The organism is Leifsonia sp. Y862 (assembly GCF_057669585.1).
The window spans coordinates 2,005,521-2,022,599 of the sequence record NZ_JBYHFR010000001.1; the positions used below are offsets into that span (position 1 = coordinate 2,005,521).

At 65.3% G+C, this 17,079-nt stretch carries 17 protein-coding genes; 2 read left to right on the forward strand and 15 right to left on the reverse strand.

The features are described 5' to 3' along the window. The first annotated feature begins 144 nt into the window (after positions 1–144). Positions 145–1,821 (forward strand): hypothetical protein, encoded by a 1,677-nt coding sequence (locus tag AC25Z0_RS09515; protein ID WP_488133006.1) that lies wholly within the window; start codon positions 145–147, stop codon positions 1,819–1,821. 129 nt (positions 1,822–1,950) lie between these two features. Beyond that, positions 1,951–2,997: a pirin family protein gene (locus AC25Z0_RS09520; protein ID WP_488133007.1), complete on the forward strand. Its 1,047-nt coding sequence runs from the start codon at positions 1,951–1,953 to the stop codon at positions 2,995–2,997. Between the two features lie 30 nt (positions 2,998–3,027). Here the strand turns inward: AC25Z0_RS09520 and cls are convergent, their stop codons facing one another. From cls to ftsH, 15 genes are all read right to left on the reverse strand, one after another. Further along, positions 3,028–4,491, reverse strand: a complete 1,464-nt coding sequence (gene cls / locus AC25Z0_RS09525) for a cardiolipin synthase (protein WP_488133008.1) — start codon at positions 4,489–4,491, stop codon at positions 3,028–3,030. A 6-nt stretch (positions 4,492–4,497) separates the two neighbouring features. Then, positions 4,498–4,674 carry a hypothetical protein gene (locus AC25Z0_RS09530; protein ID WP_488133009.1) on the reverse strand — a complete coding sequence of 59 codons (177 nt, stop codon included), beginning with the start codon at positions 4,672–4,674 and terminating at the stop codon, positions 4,498–4,500. A gap of 218 nt (positions 4,675–4,892) precedes the next feature. Next, complete coding sequence (locus AC25Z0_RS09535; protein WP_488133010.1) at positions 4,893–5,390, reverse strand: endonuclease domain-containing protein; 498 nt, start codon at positions 5,388–5,390, stop codon at positions 4,893–4,895. Between the two features lie 936 nt (positions 5,391–6,326). Beyond that, positions 6,327–6,500: a hypothetical protein gene (locus AC25Z0_RS09540; RefSeq protein ID WP_488120434.1), complete on the reverse strand. Its 174-nt coding sequence runs from the start codon at positions 6,498–6,500 to the stop codon at positions 6,327–6,329. Between the two features lie 3 nt (positions 6,501–6,503). Beyond that, positions 6,504–8,057, reverse strand: coding sequence for a lysine--tRNA ligase (gene lysS / locus AC25Z0_RS09545; protein WP_488133011.1), 1,554 nt, complete (start codon positions 8,055–8,057; stop codon positions 6,504–6,506). Positions 8,058–8,116: 59 nt separating this feature from the next. Beyond that, positions 8,117–8,995, reverse strand: a complete 879-nt coding sequence (gene panC / locus AC25Z0_RS09550; protein ID WP_488120432.1) for a pantoate--beta-alanine ligase — start codon at positions 8,993–8,995, stop codon at positions 8,117–8,119. Next, the gene (locus AC25Z0_RS09555) at positions 8,992–9,840 is read right to left on the reverse strand and encodes a Rossmann-like and DUF2520 domain-containing protein (protein ID WP_488133012.1); all 849 of its coding nucleotides are present in this window, start codon (positions 9,838–9,840) and stop codon (positions 8,992–8,994) included. Before AC25Z0_RS09555 ends, panC begins: the two co-directional genes overlap by 4 nt. A gap of 3 nt (positions 9,841–9,843) precedes the next feature. Then, entirely contained in the window at positions 9,844–11,562 is a 1,719-nt protein-coding gene (locus AC25Z0_RS09560) for a PH domain-containing protein (RefSeq protein WP_488133013.1), read from the reverse strand. Beyond that, positions 11,559–12,053 (reverse strand): PH domain-containing protein, encoded by a 495-nt coding sequence (locus AC25Z0_RS09565; protein ID WP_488133133.1) that lies wholly within the window; start codon positions 12,051–12,053, stop codon positions 11,559–11,561. The genes AC25Z0_RS09560 and AC25Z0_RS09565 overlap by 4 nt, the downstream gene beginning before the upstream one ends. A gap of 127 nt (positions 12,054–12,180) precedes the next feature. Beyond that, the gene (locus AC25Z0_RS09570; RefSeq protein WP_488120429.1) at positions 12,181–12,657 is read right to left on the reverse strand and encodes a DUF3180 domain-containing protein; all 477 of its coding nucleotides are present in this window, start codon (positions 12,655–12,657) and stop codon (positions 12,181–12,183) included. Beyond that, entirely contained in the window at positions 12,654–13,214 is a 561-nt protein-coding gene (folK, locus tag AC25Z0_RS09575; RefSeq protein ID WP_488120428.1) for a 2-amino-4-hydroxy-6-hydroxymethyldihydropteridine diphosphokinase, read from the reverse strand. Before folK ends, AC25Z0_RS09570 begins: the two co-directional genes overlap by 4 nt. Continuing rightward, positions 13,211–13,624: a dihydroneopterin aldolase gene (gene folB, locus AC25Z0_RS09580; protein ID WP_488120427.1), complete on the reverse strand. Its 414-nt coding sequence runs from the start codon at positions 13,622–13,624 to the stop codon at positions 13,211–13,213. The genes folK and folB overlap by 4 nt, the downstream gene beginning before the upstream one ends. Then, a complete protein-coding gene (gene folP, locus AC25Z0_RS09585) occupies positions 13,621–14,433 on the reverse strand; it encodes a dihydropteroate synthase (RefSeq protein ID WP_488133014.1) in 813 nt (270 codons plus the stop codon). The genes folB and folP overlap by 4 nt, the downstream gene beginning before the upstream one ends. Next, positions 14,430–14,999, reverse strand: coding sequence for a GTP cyclohydrolase I FolE (gene folE / locus AC25Z0_RS09590; RefSeq protein WP_488120425.1), 570 nt, complete (start codon positions 14,997–14,999; stop codon positions 14,430–14,432). Before folE ends, folP begins: the two co-directional genes overlap by 4 nt. 7 nt (positions 15,000–15,006) lie before the next feature. Further along, entirely contained in the window at positions 15,007–17,022 is a 2,016-nt protein-coding gene (gene ftsH, locus AC25Z0_RS09595; protein ID WP_488120424.1) for an ATP-dependent zinc metalloprotease FtsH, read from the reverse strand. Positions 17,023–17,079: the final 57 nt, after the last annotated feature.

Consider the following 17,079-nt stretch of genomic DNA (forward strand, 5'->3'; position numbering starts at 1 on the left):
CTGTTCGCTCCCGGCGTGATGGTCCTGGCAGTATTCCCCGAGCAAGTATCAACTTAAGACGCGCGCGCGTTGCCCCATATGCGCGATAGTGGCACTCTCAGTGATAAACATCGTCGACCCCGGCGACCTGGATGGAGCATTCAGATGGCGAACCTCGACAGGCCAGAAGATCAGATCGGTCCAGATCACCAGATCAGTGCCGACGACAGGGTCGCGCAGTTGCTCGCAGAGAACGAACGGCTTCGCGCGCAACTAGTCAGCGGTGCACCTCCAGTCGTGCTCGCGCCAGCGCCGCCCCATCCAGGGCGGTGGCGTGCTCCCGTTGCCTTCATTCTCATCCTTCTCGGTCTGCTCCTGGCGCCGACGGCCGTCGTCGCGTCCTGGGTCAAGGCCGAAGTCACGGATACGACGCGGTTCGTCGAGACGCTCGGCCCGTTGGCAGAGGATCCAGCCGTGCAGGCCGTTCTTGTCGATGAGATCGTCAAGGTCGTCAATGAAAACGTTGACTTTGAGTCGATTGCCACAGACGTCTTCGACGGCATCGCGTCGCTGAACCTGCCGCCTCGCGCAGCGGCGGCACTGCAACTGCTGAAGCAACCAGCCGTTGAGGGCATGCAATCCCTGGTGCGGAGCGCCACAGAGCGGGTGATTGAATCACCTGCCTTCGCCGAGCTGTGGCAACGGACGCTGCAGGTCACTCACACTCAGCTTCTCAACGTGTTGGAAGGTGACACCTCTGGAGCGCTGGTCTTGAACGACAAGGGTGAACTGGGCATCCAGTTGAAACCCGTCATCGCCGCCGTGAAGGATCAACTGGTGTCGCAGGGGCTCACCTTCGCCTCGAATATTCCAGAGGTCGATCGCACGATCGTGATCGCCCAAGCCGATGGCCTGCTCCAGGCCAGGACCGGGTACACGATCCTCAACGCGCTGGGCTACTGGCTGCCGATCATCAGCATCGTGCTCATGGCCGCCGGCGTGTTGATCGCCAGGAAACGGGCTCGTGCCCTGATCTGGACCGGCGTCGGACTCGCTGTCATGATGCTGATCCTCGGCAGCGGCATCGCAGTTGGGCGCGTGCTGTTTGTGGGCTCTGTGGCGCCCGCGTATATCCCCTCTAACGCCGCACGCGCCATCTATGACGCCATACTGCCGTTCATCACCAATACAACAATCTCAGTGGGTGTCGTCGGCATTGGACTGGCGATAGTGGCGTACCTGGCCGGCCCGTTCCGCGGCTCAGCTAGCATCCGTCGGGCGACGGTCTCCACCGCCGCCAAGCTGCGGACCAGCGCAGAGCGCAACGGCATCACCACGGGTCGGTTCGGCGAGTTCCTCTACCGCGGACGGCGCTGGATTCGGGTCATCATCGCCCTGTGCGTTGCGGCCGTCATCCTGTTCTGGCGTCCGCTCGCCGTGCCGGTGATCATCTGGACGGCCGTCATCGCGCTGATCCTGATACTGCTGCTCGAACTCCTACTGCGCCCTGTTTCGACCGATCCGGCGGCTCCGGCAGCGCCGGGCGACGGCACGCACGGTGGCCGTGGCGGCCCTCGTGCTCATGGCGGGCGCGGCGGGCATGGGGCCACGACTCCGCCGGCCGAGGCGTCGGCTTCGGCAGCTGAGGGGTCGGTTTCGGCGTCAGCTGGGGGGTCGGTGGCACCTCAAGCGGATGCCGACGCTGCAGCCAACCGCACCACAGAGGTTCTCGACGGGCTGCCGGTTGTGTCGCCGCAGGCACCAGCACAGGCTGCGACCGGTCCCACCCTGCCTCTACCGCGAACAACGGATGGGCCAGCCGAGACCGAGAGGCGCAGCTGACCCACAGCTGACCCACTCTTACCGTGGATATGGCGCCGCCGCCGGAGCGGACATCCGCTGACTTCATTCACCGCCGACCATGAGTGCCGCACCGCAGACGGATGAGCACCGGGCGAATAGGCTGCCGTCATGAGCAATCTCGAGACCGAACCCGTTGAGCGCATCTGCCTCGACAGCCCTGCCGTGACCGACGGCATCGAGATTCTCGAGCCGCGCATGGTTCCACTCGGCGGTCCGCGCGCGATGACCGTGCGCCGCACGCTGCCGCAGCGTTCCCGTTCGCTGATCGGTGCGTGGTGCTTCGTCGACCACTACGGCCCCGATGACGTCGCCACCCGCGGCATGAACGTGCCCCCGCACCCCCACACCGGCCTGCAGACCGTCAGCTGGCTGTTCGCCGGCGACATCGAGCACCGCGATTCCACCGGCGCGCACGCCATCGTGCGTCCGGGCGAGCTCAATCTGATGACGGCCGGTCGCGGTGTGCAACACTCCGAAGTCTCGCTTCCGGCCACCACCGTTCTGCACGGCGCCCAGCTGTGGACCGCGCTTCCGGATTCCGCCAGGCACGTCGCTCCCTTCTTCGAGAGCTATGCCCCTCCCGTCATTTCTCACCAGGGCGCGAGTATCAGCGTCTTTATCGGCAGCCTGCTCGGCCAGCAGTCCCCCGCGACGACGTTCAGTCCCCTCGTCGGCGCCCAGATCGATCTGCCGCCACACACCGAGATCGCTCTCCCGGTCGATCCGGATTTCGAGCACGGCGTGCTCGTCGATTCCGGTGCGGTCACCGTCGATGACGAGGTCGTTCCCCTGCACTCCATCGGCTACCGGCCTCCCGGCGCCGAGACCCTCGTCATCGCGAGCGGCCCAGCGCCCGCCCGCGTGCTGCTCATCGGCGGCGCGCCCCTGGCAGAGCAGATCGTGATGTGGTGGAACTTCATCGGCCGCACCCACGACGAGATCGAGGCATTCAGGGCCGAGTGGCAGTCAGACGTGATCGGCGAAACGGATGCCGCCAACTCAGCCGCAGCTGACGACATCCGCTTCGCTGCTACCCCAGACGGTGTCGGAACAGGACGCTTCGACACCGGACGATTCGGCACCGTCGTCGGCTACCCAGGCGCGCCGCTGCCGGCGCCGACGCTGCCGACCGTGCGACTCAAGCCGCGCGGCTGAGGCACCGGCCGGCGACTCTCGGCGCTTCGGCTACTGCACGGCCGAGGTCAGGCGTGCCAAGTTATCGAGCACCGTGGAGCGCAGCGGCTGCTTCATCCACTCATCGAGTGTGAGTTCGCGGCTGTCGGCGCGGTAACCGTCTTCGATGGCGCGCAGCTCAGACACGAATGACTTGCCGCGCACCATCAGCGAGACCTCCATGTTGAGGCTGAACGAACGCATGTCCATGTTGCTCGAGCCGATGACGGCGACTTCGTCGTCGATCGTGAAGTGCTTGGCGTGCAGGATGTACGGCGCTTTGTACATGTAGATCTTGACGCCGGCGCGCAGCAGCTCTTCGTAGTACGAGCGCTGCGCGTGGTAGACGAGGGCCTGGTCACCGATCTCCGAGACGAAGAGTTCCACGTGCAGCCCGCGCTGGGTGGCCGTCGTGATCGCGTACATGATCGACTCGTCTGGCACGAAGTACGGGCTGGTGATGATGATGCGATCCTGCGCGTAGTAGAGCAGCGCGAGGAAGAGGCGCAGGTTGTTCTCACCCTTGAACCCTGGACCGCTCGGCACCACCTGGCAGTCGATGGCGTCTGGCACGTTGCGAGGACCGACAGGTTCAACGCTCCGGGTGATCAGCTCGTTCGTCTCGCTGTACCAGTCGGTGATGAAGATGGCGTTCAGTCCGGCAACGATCGGGCCTTCGACCCGCGTCATCAGGTCTTTCCACTTCAGGCCCCGACGGCGGTTGCGGCGTGAGTTGTAGGTGCGGTCGATGACGTTCTGCGACCCCATGTAGCCGACGGCAGCGTCGACGATGAGCAGCTTGCGGTGATTGCGGAGGTCCGGGCGCTGCCACTTGCCCTTGAGCGGCTGGATCGGCAGCATCAGTTCCCACTTCACGCCGGCGCGGTCCAGGCGTTTCAGCGTGCGGCGATACCCCACCTGCCGCATCGACTGTAGGTGATCGAGCAGCACACGAACGGTGACGCCACGTTTCACCGCGTTCTCGAGGGCGTCGAAGAACGGCGCCGTCGTCTTGTCGAAGGAGATGATGTAGAACTCAACGTGCACGAACTTCTTGGCCTTGTTGATGTCGTCGATCATCGCGTTGTACGTGCCCTCGTAGCTGCTGAGCAGGCTGGCGGTGTTGTCGCCCACCAGCGGCATCGCGCCGAGGTTGCGGTTCAACTCGACAACGGATTCCAGCCATATCGGCCACGGGTGATCGCGCCTGACGCGCTCCATGCCATCCGTGCTGTCGAGGATGAACTGGTTAATCTGGTCCTGCTTCTTCAGGCGCTTCTTCGGAAGCGTCCGGAATCCGATCAGCAGGAACAGGATGGCGCCGATGTAGGGCAGGAAGAAGATGGCAAGCAGCCAGGCCATGCCCGATGTGGGGCGGCGGTTGCGCGGTACGACAATGACGGCGACAACACGAACAGCAAAATCAATGAAAAGCGCGACCAGAATGGCAATGGTCGTGATGTCCCAGCCGTCCATGCAGGCCTAGGCGGCGGGTTTGTCGAGCCCGAGGCGCGCGCGCTCTTCGGCCTCAACCTCGGCGTAGACCTTGCGCTCAGTACGATCGGCATGCACGATCGCCCGCATGATCAGCCAGAAGGTCAGCCCGACAAGGACGGTCGGTGCAAGTGACCACAGCGCATTAGCCCAAAAAGTGTCCATAACACTCTAAGGATACGCGTAGTTTCCTGTGCGTTGCTGGCGGCCGCTTGGCCCCTTTTTACGGGGCTGCCGGGGCTGGCGGGGCTGGCGCGCTCGAACCAGAGCGGATGCCGTAACGGATGCCGCCGAAACAGGCGTCGCAAAAACCGGAAACTTTGCCGTAGAGAGCGCGATCCGTCCTGTATTCGGTGACGGATGCTCGATTCGTCCTGTTTTCGCTACACCCCGACAGGCAACGCAGGGCGACCGCTGGCAAGGATTGTGCGAATGACCTCGATGCATAGCGGCATCTGCTCGAGAACCTGGTTGTAGCGGAATCGGTGCCATCGGTAGCCGCGCAAGACCAGCTGCGCTTCTCGTCGGCGATCCTCGTCCTGGGAGGTCTCGTCGTCGTGCCACTCGGCGCCATCGGTCTCGATTACGAGCCACCCGTCGATCACCAAGTCCACCCGGCCAACGCCACTGATCGATACCTGCACCTCGACGTTCCATCCTTCGGCCAGGGCTGCGAGCCGCAGCAGCGTCTCCAGCCCAGACTCTGCGCGCCGATTCATCCGCTGGGCCAGCCGCCGACATCTTCGCGGCAGCCGTTCGAGGACGTCGGCGAGGTCGCGCTCCCGCAGGATGCCTGACTTCAGCGCGCTGTCGAAAGCGGCGATCGTGTCGTCGGCCGACGCGATTCGCGCATACTGGGCGAGCGAGTCTCGTAGCGACATCCGCCAGAGCCGCTCATCGGTGACCGGAAAGTACTCTCGTACCCACAATCGGTGTTCACTCGGCCCCGGCTGGGTTAGCCTGCTGGCCCTCTGTGGCGACGCCACCCAGAGCCCTGGCGATCGCGTGATCCATACGCCGTAGCTGCGCAAAGCCGATGCCGCTCCGAGACGTCCTCCCAAGACCACCGCTCGCATCGCCGGCCCGTCAGCGTTGCGGCACGCTATCCAGCTGCGCCCGAGCGGCCACAGTTCCCGTGCGGCAAGTGCGTGGCGAATGTTTCGGTCGGTATGCCCCAGATTCCGCAATTGGGCTCTCGTCGCGAGATTCCCGAATCGGTGCATGTCCTGGTTGAGTGAGCGCTGCATCCGTCGATATTCGGCCGGATTCCCCCCTCGTCACGCAGGGCGCTCGGGAGTGTGAGCACAGCGCACAACCCGCGCGGTGTGGAGGACGCGTGCTCGCGCCCCGGCCCGGGTGCGGGCGCGGGTGCGGGTGCGGGTGCGGATCTGCCCGTCGCGAAAACAGGAAACATTGCCGCAGAGAGCGCTATCCGTCCTGTATTCGGTGACAGATGCTCGATTCGTCCTGTATTCGCTACAGGAACGACAGGAGCGGGACTGCTCCGCGCGGTGTGGAGGACGCATGCTCGCGCCCCCGGTGCCGGTGCGGGTGCGGGTGCGGGTGCTGCGCGGATCCGCCCGTCGCCAAAACAGGAAACATTGCCGCAGAGAGCGCGATCCGTCCTGTATTCGGTGACAGATGCTCGATTCGTCCTGTATTCGCTACACGCACGACGAAACGGCTCCGCACGCCGCAGCAAGCACACAGCGCGCAGCGCGCAGTCTGCAGCCCACAATCCGCAGCCGAACCGGTCACAGCCGAGCGGATGCCGCAATGCCCGGTGCGACGCCGCCAGGGGCGGCGGTCGCCCGCCGCTATTTGCTCAGGATGCCGATCAGCCCTGAGCCCAGCATGTACAGGCCGACAGCACCGACGACGACCCAGATCGCGATCCGATTCATCGATGGGCCCTTCTTCTCGCCGTCGCCGGATCCGTCGCCCTTTTTCTTCTCTGGCTCGAAATCGTCTTTACGCAAGAAGCTCATCATGACCTACTTCACTAGAGGGAACAGGATAGTTTCGCGGATGCCGAGGCCGGTCAGCGCCATGAGCAGGCGGTCGATGCCCATGCCCATTCCGCCGGTCGGCGGCATGCCGTATTCGAGTGCGCGCAGGAACTCCTCGTCGAGGCGCATCGCCTCAGGGTCTCCCCCGGCGGCCAGGCGTGCCTGCTCAACGAAGCGCTCGCGCTGAATGACGGGGTCGACGAGCTCCGAGTAGCCGGTGGCGAGCTCGAAGCCGCGGATGTAGAGGTCCCACTTCTCGACAACGCCAGGCAGTGTCCGGTGTCCGCGCACGAGCGGGCTGGTGTCGACGGGGAAGTCCATCACGAAGGTGGGGCGCACGAGGTCGCCCTTGACGAAGTGCTCCCAGAGCTCTTCGATGTACTTGCCGTGGATGGGGTGGTCGATCTCCAGCTCTTCACGCTCTGCGAGTGCCTTGAGCTCAGCGATCGGGGTCTCCGGGGTGAACGAGGTGCCAGCAGCGGCGTTCAAGCTGTCGTACATGCTGATGCGGTCCCACTGGCCGCCCAAGTCGTACTCGGTGCCATCGGCCCAGGTGACGACGTGGCTGCCTGAGACGGTGACTGCGGCATCCTGGATCAGCTTCTGGGTGAGGTCGGCGATCGAGTTGTAGTCGCCGTAAGCCTCATAGGCCTCGAGCATCGCGAACTCCGGCGAGTGCGTGGAGTCCGCGCCCTCGTTCCGGAAGTTGCGGTTGATCTCGTACACCCGATCGATGCCGCCGACCACGGCGCGCTTCAGGAATAGCTCAGGCGCGATGCGCAGGAACAGCTCGGTGTCGAACGCGTTGCTGTGCGTCTTGAACGGGCGAGCGGATGCCCCACCATGCATGACCTGCAACATCGGCGTCTCGATCTCAATGAAGTCGAGAGCGGTGAACGTGGCGCGGAGGCTTGCGACAGCCTTCGACCTGGCGATCACGTTGAAGCGTGCCTGCTCGCGGGCGATGAGGTCGAGGTAGCGGCTGCGAACGCGCGTCTCCTCGTTCAGCTCCGAGTGCAGGTTCGGCAGCGGCAGCACGGCCTTGGCCGCGATCTGCCACTCCTTGACCATGATCGACAGCTCGCCGCGACGGGAGGAGATGACCTCGCCTGAGACGAACACGTGGTCGCCCAGGTCGACGAGCGCCTTCCACTCTGCGAGGGACTCTTCGCCCACCTCGCCGAGGGACACCATGGCCTGGATGCGGCTGCCGTCACCGCTCTGCAGGCTCGCGAAGCAGAGCTTGCCGGTGTTGCGCAAGAACACCACGCGGCCGGCGAGGCCGACGATTTCGCCGGTGGTGGCATCCGCTTCAAGGTCGCTGTAGCGGACACGCACGGCGGGAATGGTGTCGGTCACCGGCACGGAGACCGGGTACGCGCCGCCGCCGAGCGAGGTCGCCGCGGCGTTCAGCCGCTCCCGCTTGGCCAGTCGCACGGCCTTCTGCTCCGAGATCTCCGCCTCGGTGAATTCGGGCTCGGTCGAGACGGCGGCCGGGGCTGCCTGCTGTGCGGAATTGGCGTTGTTCGTGTCGCTCATGCGGTTCTCCGTCGGTCGGTATCAGAGGCGGAAGAGCCCTGAACCAGCGGTTGTCGTGATTAGGTGAGGTCGAGATCAGCGTTGTCGATGAGGCGCGTGCCTCCGACCAGCGCGGCGACCAGCATGCGAGCAGGCCCCCGATAATCGTCGTCAACCGGCAGGAACGTCTCCGGATGCACAACAACGAGATAGTCCAGTTTAACCAGTGGCTGCGCATCAATGACCGCATGGGCGGCTTCGAGCGCTTCTGCAGCGCTTCCGCGGCGAGCGGATGCCGCAGCCAGGCCCGCAGAAAGTGCGAGCGCACCGTCTCGTTCCACGTCACTCAATCGGGCATTCCGGCTCGACAGCGCGAGCCCGTTGTGCTCCCGCACGATCGGGACGACCTCAATCTGCACTGGAGTGTTGAGGTCGGCGACCATGCTCTGCACGAGGAACACCTGCTGGGCGTCTTTCTGGCCGAACACGGCGACATCCGCTCCGGCGATCTTCACGAGCTTGTCGACGACAGTGAGCACGCCATCGAAGTGTCCTGGCCGTGACGCGCCTTCGTAGAGGAATCCGACGGGGCCGGCCGTGATCGTGGTGCCGCCCCCACCGTTCGGGTACATCTCCCTAGCCGTTGGCGCGAAGACGAAGGAGACACCGGACGCGGAGAGTTTCTCCACATCGGCGTCGAGCGTGCGCGGGTACAGGTCAAGGTCGGCGGCGTCACCGAACTGCAGCGGATTGACGAAGATGGACACCACAACGATGTCGCCGAGCTCGCGCGCTCGCGCGACCAGCGACAGGTGGCCGTCGTGCAGTGCGCCCATGGTCGGGACAAGCGCAACCCGTCCTGGCTGACCGGCGGCGACGGCCGCTGCCCTGGCCTCCTGGATACGCTGGCGCAGCTCGGCAATCGTGCCGATCACATCGGGTGTGTGGTGCGCGGTCATTTGTCCTCCGGTGTTTCTGAATCTGGTGCTTCTGGTGTTTCTGGTGTTTCTGGTGAATCTGGTGTTTCTGGTGTTTCTGGTGATTCTGGATCGGGTGCCAGGCTCCCGGCCGCGCTGCCGAATTCGGCGAGCTCCGCGAGCACGGCCCTGTCGATCGCGTCGTGATCGGTGCGGGCGAGGGCGTTCTCCATTGCAGAGCGCACGAGAGGGGCGATGACCGCGCCTGGCCGTTCGATGCCGATGCCCGACAGCAGGTTCGTCGCCTGGTCGATGATGGACGTGGCGAACGCGGTCGCCGTGTCCACCGCCTCCGCATAGCTCGCGCGATCCGCTTCGCCCACCACAACCGGCTCGCCGCCCATCTCCACAACGAGCGCCTGGGCGATGGGCAGCACCGGCGTCGGAGCCGTGACGGCGAAGTAGCTGTCGGTCAATCGCGCAATGTCCATGCTGGTGCCGGTGAAGCTCATGGCCGGGTGAATGGCGAGCGGGATGATGCCGCTTGCAAATGCGGGCTGCAGCACGTTCGTGCCGAATCGAGCGGATGTGTGCAGCACAAGCTGGCCCTGCTGCCACGTTCCAGCGGCGGCCAGTCCACTGACCAGGCTCTCGAGCTGGTCGTCAGGCACGGCCAGGATCACCAGCTCACTGCGCTCGACGATCTCGGGGATGGGCAGGATTGGCACGGCGGGGAGGATCGCCTCAGCCCTGTCACGGCTGTCCCGTGAGATCGCAGAGATGCCGACGATGGCGTGGCCGGCACCGGCAAGCGCCGCGCCGAGAATGGGTCCGACGTGGCCGGCACCGATGATGCCGATGCCCAGCCGTCCGGGACGGGTGTTCATGAGTTACTCCAGGGTGTTCAATGTTGTGCTGTCATCCAGGTACCAGTGGTGACTGGTGTCTGAGTGAGCGGACTCGACCGCACCGACCGCGATGCGACCGAAGAGGCGTTCGGCTTCGTTGACGTCGATGACGGGAAGTCTGGCGCTCACCGGACCGGAGACCGTGTGCAGGTGAGCGGATGCCAGGCGCAGCATCCGTTCGATGGGCCCCTGGTCGATGCGCACGCTCTGCAGCCTCGCCAGCGGTACCAGGATCAATTCGCGGGAGACGACGCCCCGACGCACGATGGCAACGCCCTGTGAAATCGTGTAACCCGTGCGACGCCAGGAGAACGGCCGGAGCCACGCAGCTCGACGCGGGGAGTTGATGAAATCGGCATCTCCGCCTGGCGACACCATGCCGTTCGCGATGAGGGCGCGCTGCTCCTCTTCGGCGTAGCCGGGCAGGATGAGCTCGAGCACCTTCGCCACATCAATGGCGGTCCCGACGGGGAGCGTCGTCGTATTCGCCTGCCCGCCCGCGCCGCTGGTCGTGGAGTGGCCAGCGGTGTTGATGCGCACCTGCCACCAGCCGAACGGCCGCCACAGGATGGGCTGCGAGACCTCGATGGCGTGGATCCGACCTGGGGGCAGGATCTCGCTGCTCGTGGACAGCAGACCAAAGCCGACCCGCACGCCGTCTGGCGTTCCGGCGATGCTGTACCGCAGCGACTTGGTGAAGCGAGAGAAGTAGAACGTGACACTGCCGATGATGCCAGGCACGATCGCGATCAGCAGCCAGCCGGAGGTTCCCGTCGACACACTCACGATGATGGCGACGAGCGCCGCGGCCAGGAACACCGTGAATGGACTGAAGATCAGCGAGCCGAGGAGGCGGAGCGGCGGGATGCGCACCACGGATTCCGGTGGTGCGGCATCGGGGTCGAGCTCTGGGGCGATGAACTCGTTCAGTCGGTCGGTGGCGAAGCCTCCCACGCGTGCGCCGAAGTCGCCAGGGTGCCGGGCTGCGGATGCCTCGATCGGAGCACCGCCGGCCGCGTCCTGGTCGTCGGATGACGCCGGCCAGGCCGGTGCCGGGCTGGTCGTGGAGGTATCGGCCGCAACGGCTCCTGCGGTGGTGTCCGCGCCAGTGCCAGGAGCTGCAGCTGCCCGCAGCGCCGCGCCGGCCGCACTCACCGCGTGACCTGTTGGGGCGGATGCCGGCTGCCTGGCGCCTGAGGCGAGGCGCAGGATTTCGCGGCGCAGGTCATCCGCTAACGCAGACCGCAGGTAGGCGAGCGAGACGTTGGCATCCTGGCCGGCCACGCTCACCTCAAGGCGCGCGGCGCCGATCAGCCGGGGAATCAACGGACGCACGATGTTCACGCCCTGGATGCGGTCGAGCCTGGCCTTGCGGTGGCTGCGGAACAGCATGCCGCTGCGCACCTCGACGACATCGTCGGTCACGCGGAACGAATGCATCCGCCAGGAGAGGTAGAACACGATGAGGATGACGACCAGCACGACGGCCACGCCGAGCAGGACCCACCCGACGATGCCGCGCCTGAAGATCTCGTCAATCGGGTCGCCTTCGTAGTTCGGCACACCGAAGAAGAAGTCGACGAGGCGTTCGCGCAGGTTCGCGATGACGAAACCGAGCACGGCGACGATGAAGATTCCGCCGCGCAGCAGCGGCGTCGCTGGGTGCAGACGGTGCCAGTCACCGTCGACAACGGCGCTCATAGCCCAGCCCGGCGACTCTCGGCCAGGGCAACGAGGTGATCGCGCAGTTCTTCTGCGTCTGCCTCTGGCAGGCCGGGGATGGACACCCCGGTTGCCGCGGCGGCCGTGACGAACTTCAGGTCGGCCAATCCCAGCCATCTAGCGACGGGGCCGCGGGTGATGTCGACGAGCTGCATCCGTCCGTATGGCACGGAGACGAAGCGCTGGAACATGATGCCGCGGCGAAAGAGCAGATCGTCTGCGCGCAGCTGGTAACCGATGGATCGCAGTCGACGCGGTTCGAGCACCAGGGTGACGACGGTGATGATCGCCACGATGCTGCCGGCCCAGAGCGCCCAGATCTGTTCAGCAGCGAGCCAGAGGAAGGCTGCAACCGCGCACGCAATCAGGCCGAAGACCAGCGTGCCGACGACCTCAACAACGAGGTATTTCGGTGAGACGCGGCGCCACTCGCTCACGTCGGCCAGGTCGAGGCGTGCTGACGGCTGCACTGGATCGTGCGGCTGCGCTGCGTCGTTGAGCTGCGCCGCGTGCACAGCCTCGGTGGGCTGTTCTGCGTTGTGGGCAGGCGCTCCGTCGTTCGAGCGCTCCACCGGGTTGTCAGGCACAAACGAGTTATCAGGCACGAACGTCTTCTCCCCGGTCATTGTGGTCATCGTCACGAGGAGGAAGTGTGCAGAAATGCTCAGCGACGAGACCACCCGCCAGCAGTATGGCAGCACCAACCGCCGTAGCGATCGCCAGCCAGAGTGTGGAGACGGCTGGCACGACTGACCGGGTCAGGATGTACACGGCGATGCCAAGGCCGACGCCGAGGATAAGCGCACCGCTGAGGCTCGACGCCTTCGCCAGCACAGCGATCCGCAGCGCAACGAATGGATTGACGGGCGCTCTCCCCGTGCCGCGCGTCGACCTTCGTACCGGCCAGGCCACAATCACGATGAGGATGCCGATCACCGCGAGAGTGAGCGGCAAACTGATCGGTGGCACCAGGATCGGCACACCGAACGACGCCGCGGCGAGTTCGGCCAGGAACCCCACGACCAAACCAGCGAGGGCCAGCGCGATCAGCGGTGTTGCGTGGGTGCGTTTCACGGGCCGACCCCTTCGAATGGTGCGATGGTGATGTCGAGCTGGGCGAGCAGGTCAGCAACCCGTCCGAGGCCTGGAAGGTGCGCATCCGGGTCGAGATCGAGCCAGGGGACGAGCACGAAGTCGCGAACGGCCGCCCGCGGATGCGGCACGGTGAGCTCGTCGTCGTCGATCTGCAGGTCGCCGAAAACGATGATATCGACGTCGAGGGTGCGATTGCCCCACCTCTCGGCGCGAACACGGCCGTTGTCGTTCTCGATCGCGTTGATCTCAGCCAGCAGCTCGTGCGGGTCTTTCGTGTAGCGGCCAGCGACCGCTGAGTTCAGGTAGCTCGGCGCTGTGTGGTCGACGCCGTGCAGCGTGAGCGCAGCCGAGGTGTACAGCGGCGCGGCGCCGGTGAGCTCGAACCCGTCGATCTCTGAGATCTCGCGCACGGCCTGGTCGAGGATGGCGGCCCGATCGCCCAGGTTACTGCCGAGAGACAGGATGACTGGAGTGCCGGCATCCGCTCGGCCTGCTGCGGGGTTCATACGAATGTTGGGGCGCGGGATCGGCGTCATGACAATGCCTGCTCATACGCGGTCTGCTCACGCGCGGCCTGCTCGCGGGTGATCTGGACTGAGACATCGGTGAACGGCACGGAGATGGGCGCACTGGGCTTGTGCACCGTCACCTGCACGCGCTGGGCGGCCTGGTGGGCGAGCACGACGCCGGCAATACGCTCGGCAACCGTCTCGATCAGGTCGACGGGGTTGTGGCGGGCGGCCTCGGTCACTTCGACCGCCAGCTCGCCGTAGTGGATCGTCTGGGCGATGTCGTCGCTGCCGGCAGCGCTGGTGAAGTCGAGCCAGACGGTGACGTCGATCACGAAGTCTTGGCCGTTCTCGCGTTCGAAGTCGTAGACGCCATGGTGGGCGTTGACCCGCAAGCCGGTCAGCGTGATGGAATCGGCGATGGGCGAGGTGGTCATAGGTCCATTCTGACGGAGCTGACGCGCGCAAGCACCGACAACGCCGCGCGCGTCCCTGCAACGTCGTGTACCCGCACAGCCCATGCATTGGCCTGAGCGGCCAGAACACTGATCACTGCGGTGGGCAGATCGCGGTCGACCACGGCCGCTCCCTCTGGAAGAACGCTGGCCACGAACCGCTTGCGGGAGGCGCCGATCATCACGGGAAGCCCCAGTGAATCGAACTCGCCCAGCCTGCCGAGGATCTCCCAGTTGTGCTCAGTCAGCTTCGAAAAGCCGAGCCCCGGGTCGAGGATGATCCGGTCGGTGGCGACGCCGGCGCTCACGAGCGCGTCAACCCTGGCCGACAGCTCGTCGCGCACGTCGACGACCACGTCGCCGTACTGCGTCATGGTCACGCGGTCCATCTCCTGGGCGTGCGCACGCCAGTGCATCGCGATAAAGCTGAGCCCGGTATCTGCGGCAACGGATGCCATAGCCGGGTCGGCCAGGCCGCCAGACACATCGTTGATGATGTCCGCACCTGCCGCCGCTGCCGCTTGGGCGGTCGACGAATTGAGCGTGTCGACGCTGATCATCAGTCCCTGCCGGGAGAGCTCCGTGATGACGGGGATGATCCGCGCCTGCTCTTCGTCCGGCGCCACCCGTCCGGCGCCAGGCCGGGTGGATTCCCCGCCGATGTCGATGAGGTCTGCGCCGGCGGACTGGAGGTCGAGACCGTGCTGGATGGCGGCATCCGTTTCGATCCAGCGGCCGCCGTCGCTGAAGGAATCGGGAGTGACATTCAGCACTCCCATGATCAGGCTCATGACGAGTGTCCGATGAGCGCCACGATCTCGGCGCGGGCTACGGGGTCTTGCAGCGCGCCGCGAGTGGCCATGGTCACCGTTGAACTGTTCGTCTGTCGTGCGCCACGCGTGGTCACGCAGCCGTGCACGGCGTCGAGCACCACGAGCACGCCGCGCGGCGCCAGGCCGTCGTCGATCGCCTGGGCGATCTCTTCTGTGAGCCGTTCCTGCATCTGGGGCCTGGACGCCAACGTGTCGACCACGGCGGGGAGCCGGCCGAGACCGACAACGCGATCACCTGGGAGGTATGCAATGTGCGCGCGACCCACGAACGGCAGCAGGTGATGCTCGCACATCGACCGGAATTCGATGTCGCGGAGCAGAACCAGCTCGCCCGTGAGAGGGCCGACCGGAACCGTGTCGCGCAGGTGCTCAAGCGGGTCTTGGGAGAGCCCGCCGAAGAACTCTGCGTACGCCTCAGCCACCCTGCGCGGGGTCGATTCTAAGCCGGGCCGGCCGGCATCCTCACCGATTGCAGCAAGGATATCGGCGACGGCCGCTTCGATGCGTGCCTTATCGACAGCCACGCGACGCCTACGCGGTCGCGGGGCGCGGGTTGCGGTTCGGGGCGCGCTTCGGCTGGGGAACTGCCTCGCCTGCACCGCTGTCGATGCCGCCGTCAACGGCGCCCTCGTCAATCGGCGCCTTCGGAGTCGGCATGCTGATCGGCGGGATGTCGGAGACAGGGCGCTTTGCGTTGGAGAGCCACTGCGGGCGCGGTGGCAGCTTCTTCACATTGGCGAAGATCTCGGCGAGTGCGGTCTGGTCGAGCGTCTCGTGTTCGAGGAGTGCTGCGGCCAGAGTGTCGAGAATCTCGCGGTTCTCGTTCAGCACCAGGTACGCCTCGTCATGCGCGCTCTCGAGAAGCTCGCGCACCTCGGTGTCAACACGCTCAGCGAGTCGCTCAGAGTAGTCACGCTGGTGGCCCATGTCACGACCGAGGAACATCTCACCGGATGCCTGGCCGAGCTTCAGCGGACCGACAGCGGCACTCATGCCGAACTCGGTGACCATCTTGCGCGCCGTTGAGGTGGCCTTCTCGATGTCGTTCGATGCGCCGGTCGTCGGGTCGTGGAAGATGATCTCTTCTGCGACGCGTCCACCCATGGCGTACGCCAGCTGGTCGAGGAGCTCGTTGCGTGAGACGGAGTACCGGTCTTCGAGCGGCATGACCATGGTGTAGCCGAGCGCTCGTCCTCGCGGGAGGATCGTGATCTTGGTCACGGGGTCAGTGTTGTTCATCGCGGTGGCCACCAGGGCGTGTCCACCCTCGTGGTACGCGGTGATCAGCTTCTCCTGGTCGCGCATGATGCGCGTGCGACGCTGCGGCCCGGCCATGACGCGGTCAACGGCCTCGTCGAGGGCGCGGTTGTCGATGAGCTGGGCGTTCGAGCGCGCGGTGAGCAATGCGGCCTCGTTGAGCACGTTGGCCAGGTCTGCACCGGTGAAGCCCGGCGTCTTGCGTGCCAGAACTTCAAGGTCGACACCCTGCGCCATGGGCTTGCCCTTGGCGTGCACCTCGAGGATGCGCTTGCGGCCGAGCATGTCGGGCGCGTCGACGCCGATCTGGCGGTCGAAGCGACCGGGGCGCAGCAGCGCTGGGTCGAGGATGTCAGGGCGGTTCGTCGCGGCGATCAGGATGACGTTGGCCTTGACGTCGAAGCCGTCCATCTCAACCAGCAGCTGGTTGAGCGTCTGCTCACGCTCGTCGTGGCCACCACCCATACCGGCGCCACGGTGACGACCGACGGCATCGATCTCATCGATGAAGATGATCGCGGGGGCGTTCTCCTTGGCCTGCTGGAACAGGTCGCGAACGCGGCTCGCACCGACACCGACGAACATCTCGACGAAGTCAGAGCCGGAAATCGAGTAGAAGGGAACGCCAGCTTCGCCGGCAACAGCGCGGGCGAGCAGGGTCTTACCGGTTCCTGGGGGGCCGTACAGCAGTACGCCCTTCGGGATCCGGGCACCAACGGCCTGGAATTTCGCGGGCTCCTTGAGGAAGTCCTTGATCTCCTGCAGTTCTTCGATGGCTTCATCAGCACCGGCGACATCCGCAAATGTGACCTGCGGGCTCTCCTTGGAGACCAGCTTGGCCTTTGACTTGCCGAACTGCATGACCTTGTTGCCGCCGCCCTGCATGCCAGACAGCATCAGCCAGAAGAACACACCGATCAGCAGCACGGGCAGCAGGATGCCGAGCAGCGACAGGAACCAGTTGGCCTGCGGCACCTCGTCGGTGAAGCCGTCCTTCGGGTTCGCTGCGGTCACCGCCTCGACAACCTCAGTTCCGCGCGGTGCAACGTAGTAGAACTGCACCTGGTTGCCGAGCTTTTCGTCGGCTTTGGTGAGTGTGAGGTCGACGCGTTGTTCGCCGTCGACAATGGTGGCCTCTGCCACCTTGCCGTCCTTCAGGAACTCAAGTCCCTGTTGGGTGGAGATCTCTTTGAATCCCGACATGGTGAGGAGGCTGGAGCCCACCCACACGGCGATGACGGCGAGAACAATGTAGAGGAGCGGCCCGCGCAGTAGCTTCTTGACGTTCATGGTTCTCACAGGCTACCGTCACAGCCCTGAATGCTCGCCGTATGTTCGCCGTGGGAT

Coding starts and splice junctions, on each gene's coding strand:
- AC25Z0_RS09515 (WP_488133006.1), top strand. CDS start 145: ATGGCGAACCTCGACAGGCCAGAAGATCAGATCGGTCCAGATCACCAG.
- AC25Z0_RS09520 (WP_488133007.1), top strand. CDS start 1,951: ATGAGCAATCTCGAGACCGAACCCGTTGAGCGCATCTGCCTCGACAGC.
- cls (WP_488133008.1), bottom strand. CDS start 4,491: ATGGACGGCTGGGACATCACGACCATTGCCATTCTGGTCGCGCTTTTC.
- AC25Z0_RS09530 (WP_488133009.1), bottom strand. CDS start 4,674: ATGGACACTTTTTGGGCTAATGCGCTGTGGTCACTTGCACCGACCGTC.
- AC25Z0_RS09535 (WP_488133010.1), bottom strand. CDS start 5,390: ATGTCGCTACGAGACTCGCTCGCCCAGTATGCGCGAATCGCGTCGGCC.
- AC25Z0_RS09540 (WP_488120434.1), bottom strand. CDS start 6,500: ATGATGAGCTTCTTGCGTAAAGACGATTTCGAGCCAGAGAAGAAAAAG.
- lysS (WP_488133011.1), bottom strand. CDS start 8,057: ATGAGCGACACGAACAACGCCAATTCCGCACAGCAGGCAGCCCCGGCC.
- panC (WP_488120432.1), bottom strand. CDS start 8,995: ATGACCGCGCACCACACACCCGATGTGATCGGCACGATTGCCGAGCTG.
- AC25Z0_RS09555 (WP_488133012.1), bottom strand. CDS start 9,840: ATGAACACCCGTCCCGGACGGCTGGGCATCGGCATCATCGGTGCCGGC.
- AC25Z0_RS09560 (WP_488133013.1), bottom strand. CDS start 11,562: ATGAGCGCCGTTGTCGACGGTGACTGGCACCGTCTGCACCCAGCGACG.
- folK (WP_488120428.1), bottom strand. CDS start 13,214: ATGACGCCGATCCCGCGCCCCAACATTCGTATGAACCCCGCAGCAGGC.
- folB (WP_488120427.1), bottom strand. CDS start 13,624: ATGACCACCTCGCCCATCGCCGATTCCATCACGCTGACCGGCTTGCGG.
- folP (WP_488133014.1), bottom strand. CDS start 14,433: ATGAGCCTGATCATGGGAGTGCTGAATGTCACTCCCGATTCCTTCAGC.
- ftsH (WP_488120424.1), bottom strand. CDS start 17,022: ATGAACGTCAAGAAGCTACTGCGCGGGCCGCTCCTCTACATTGTTCTC.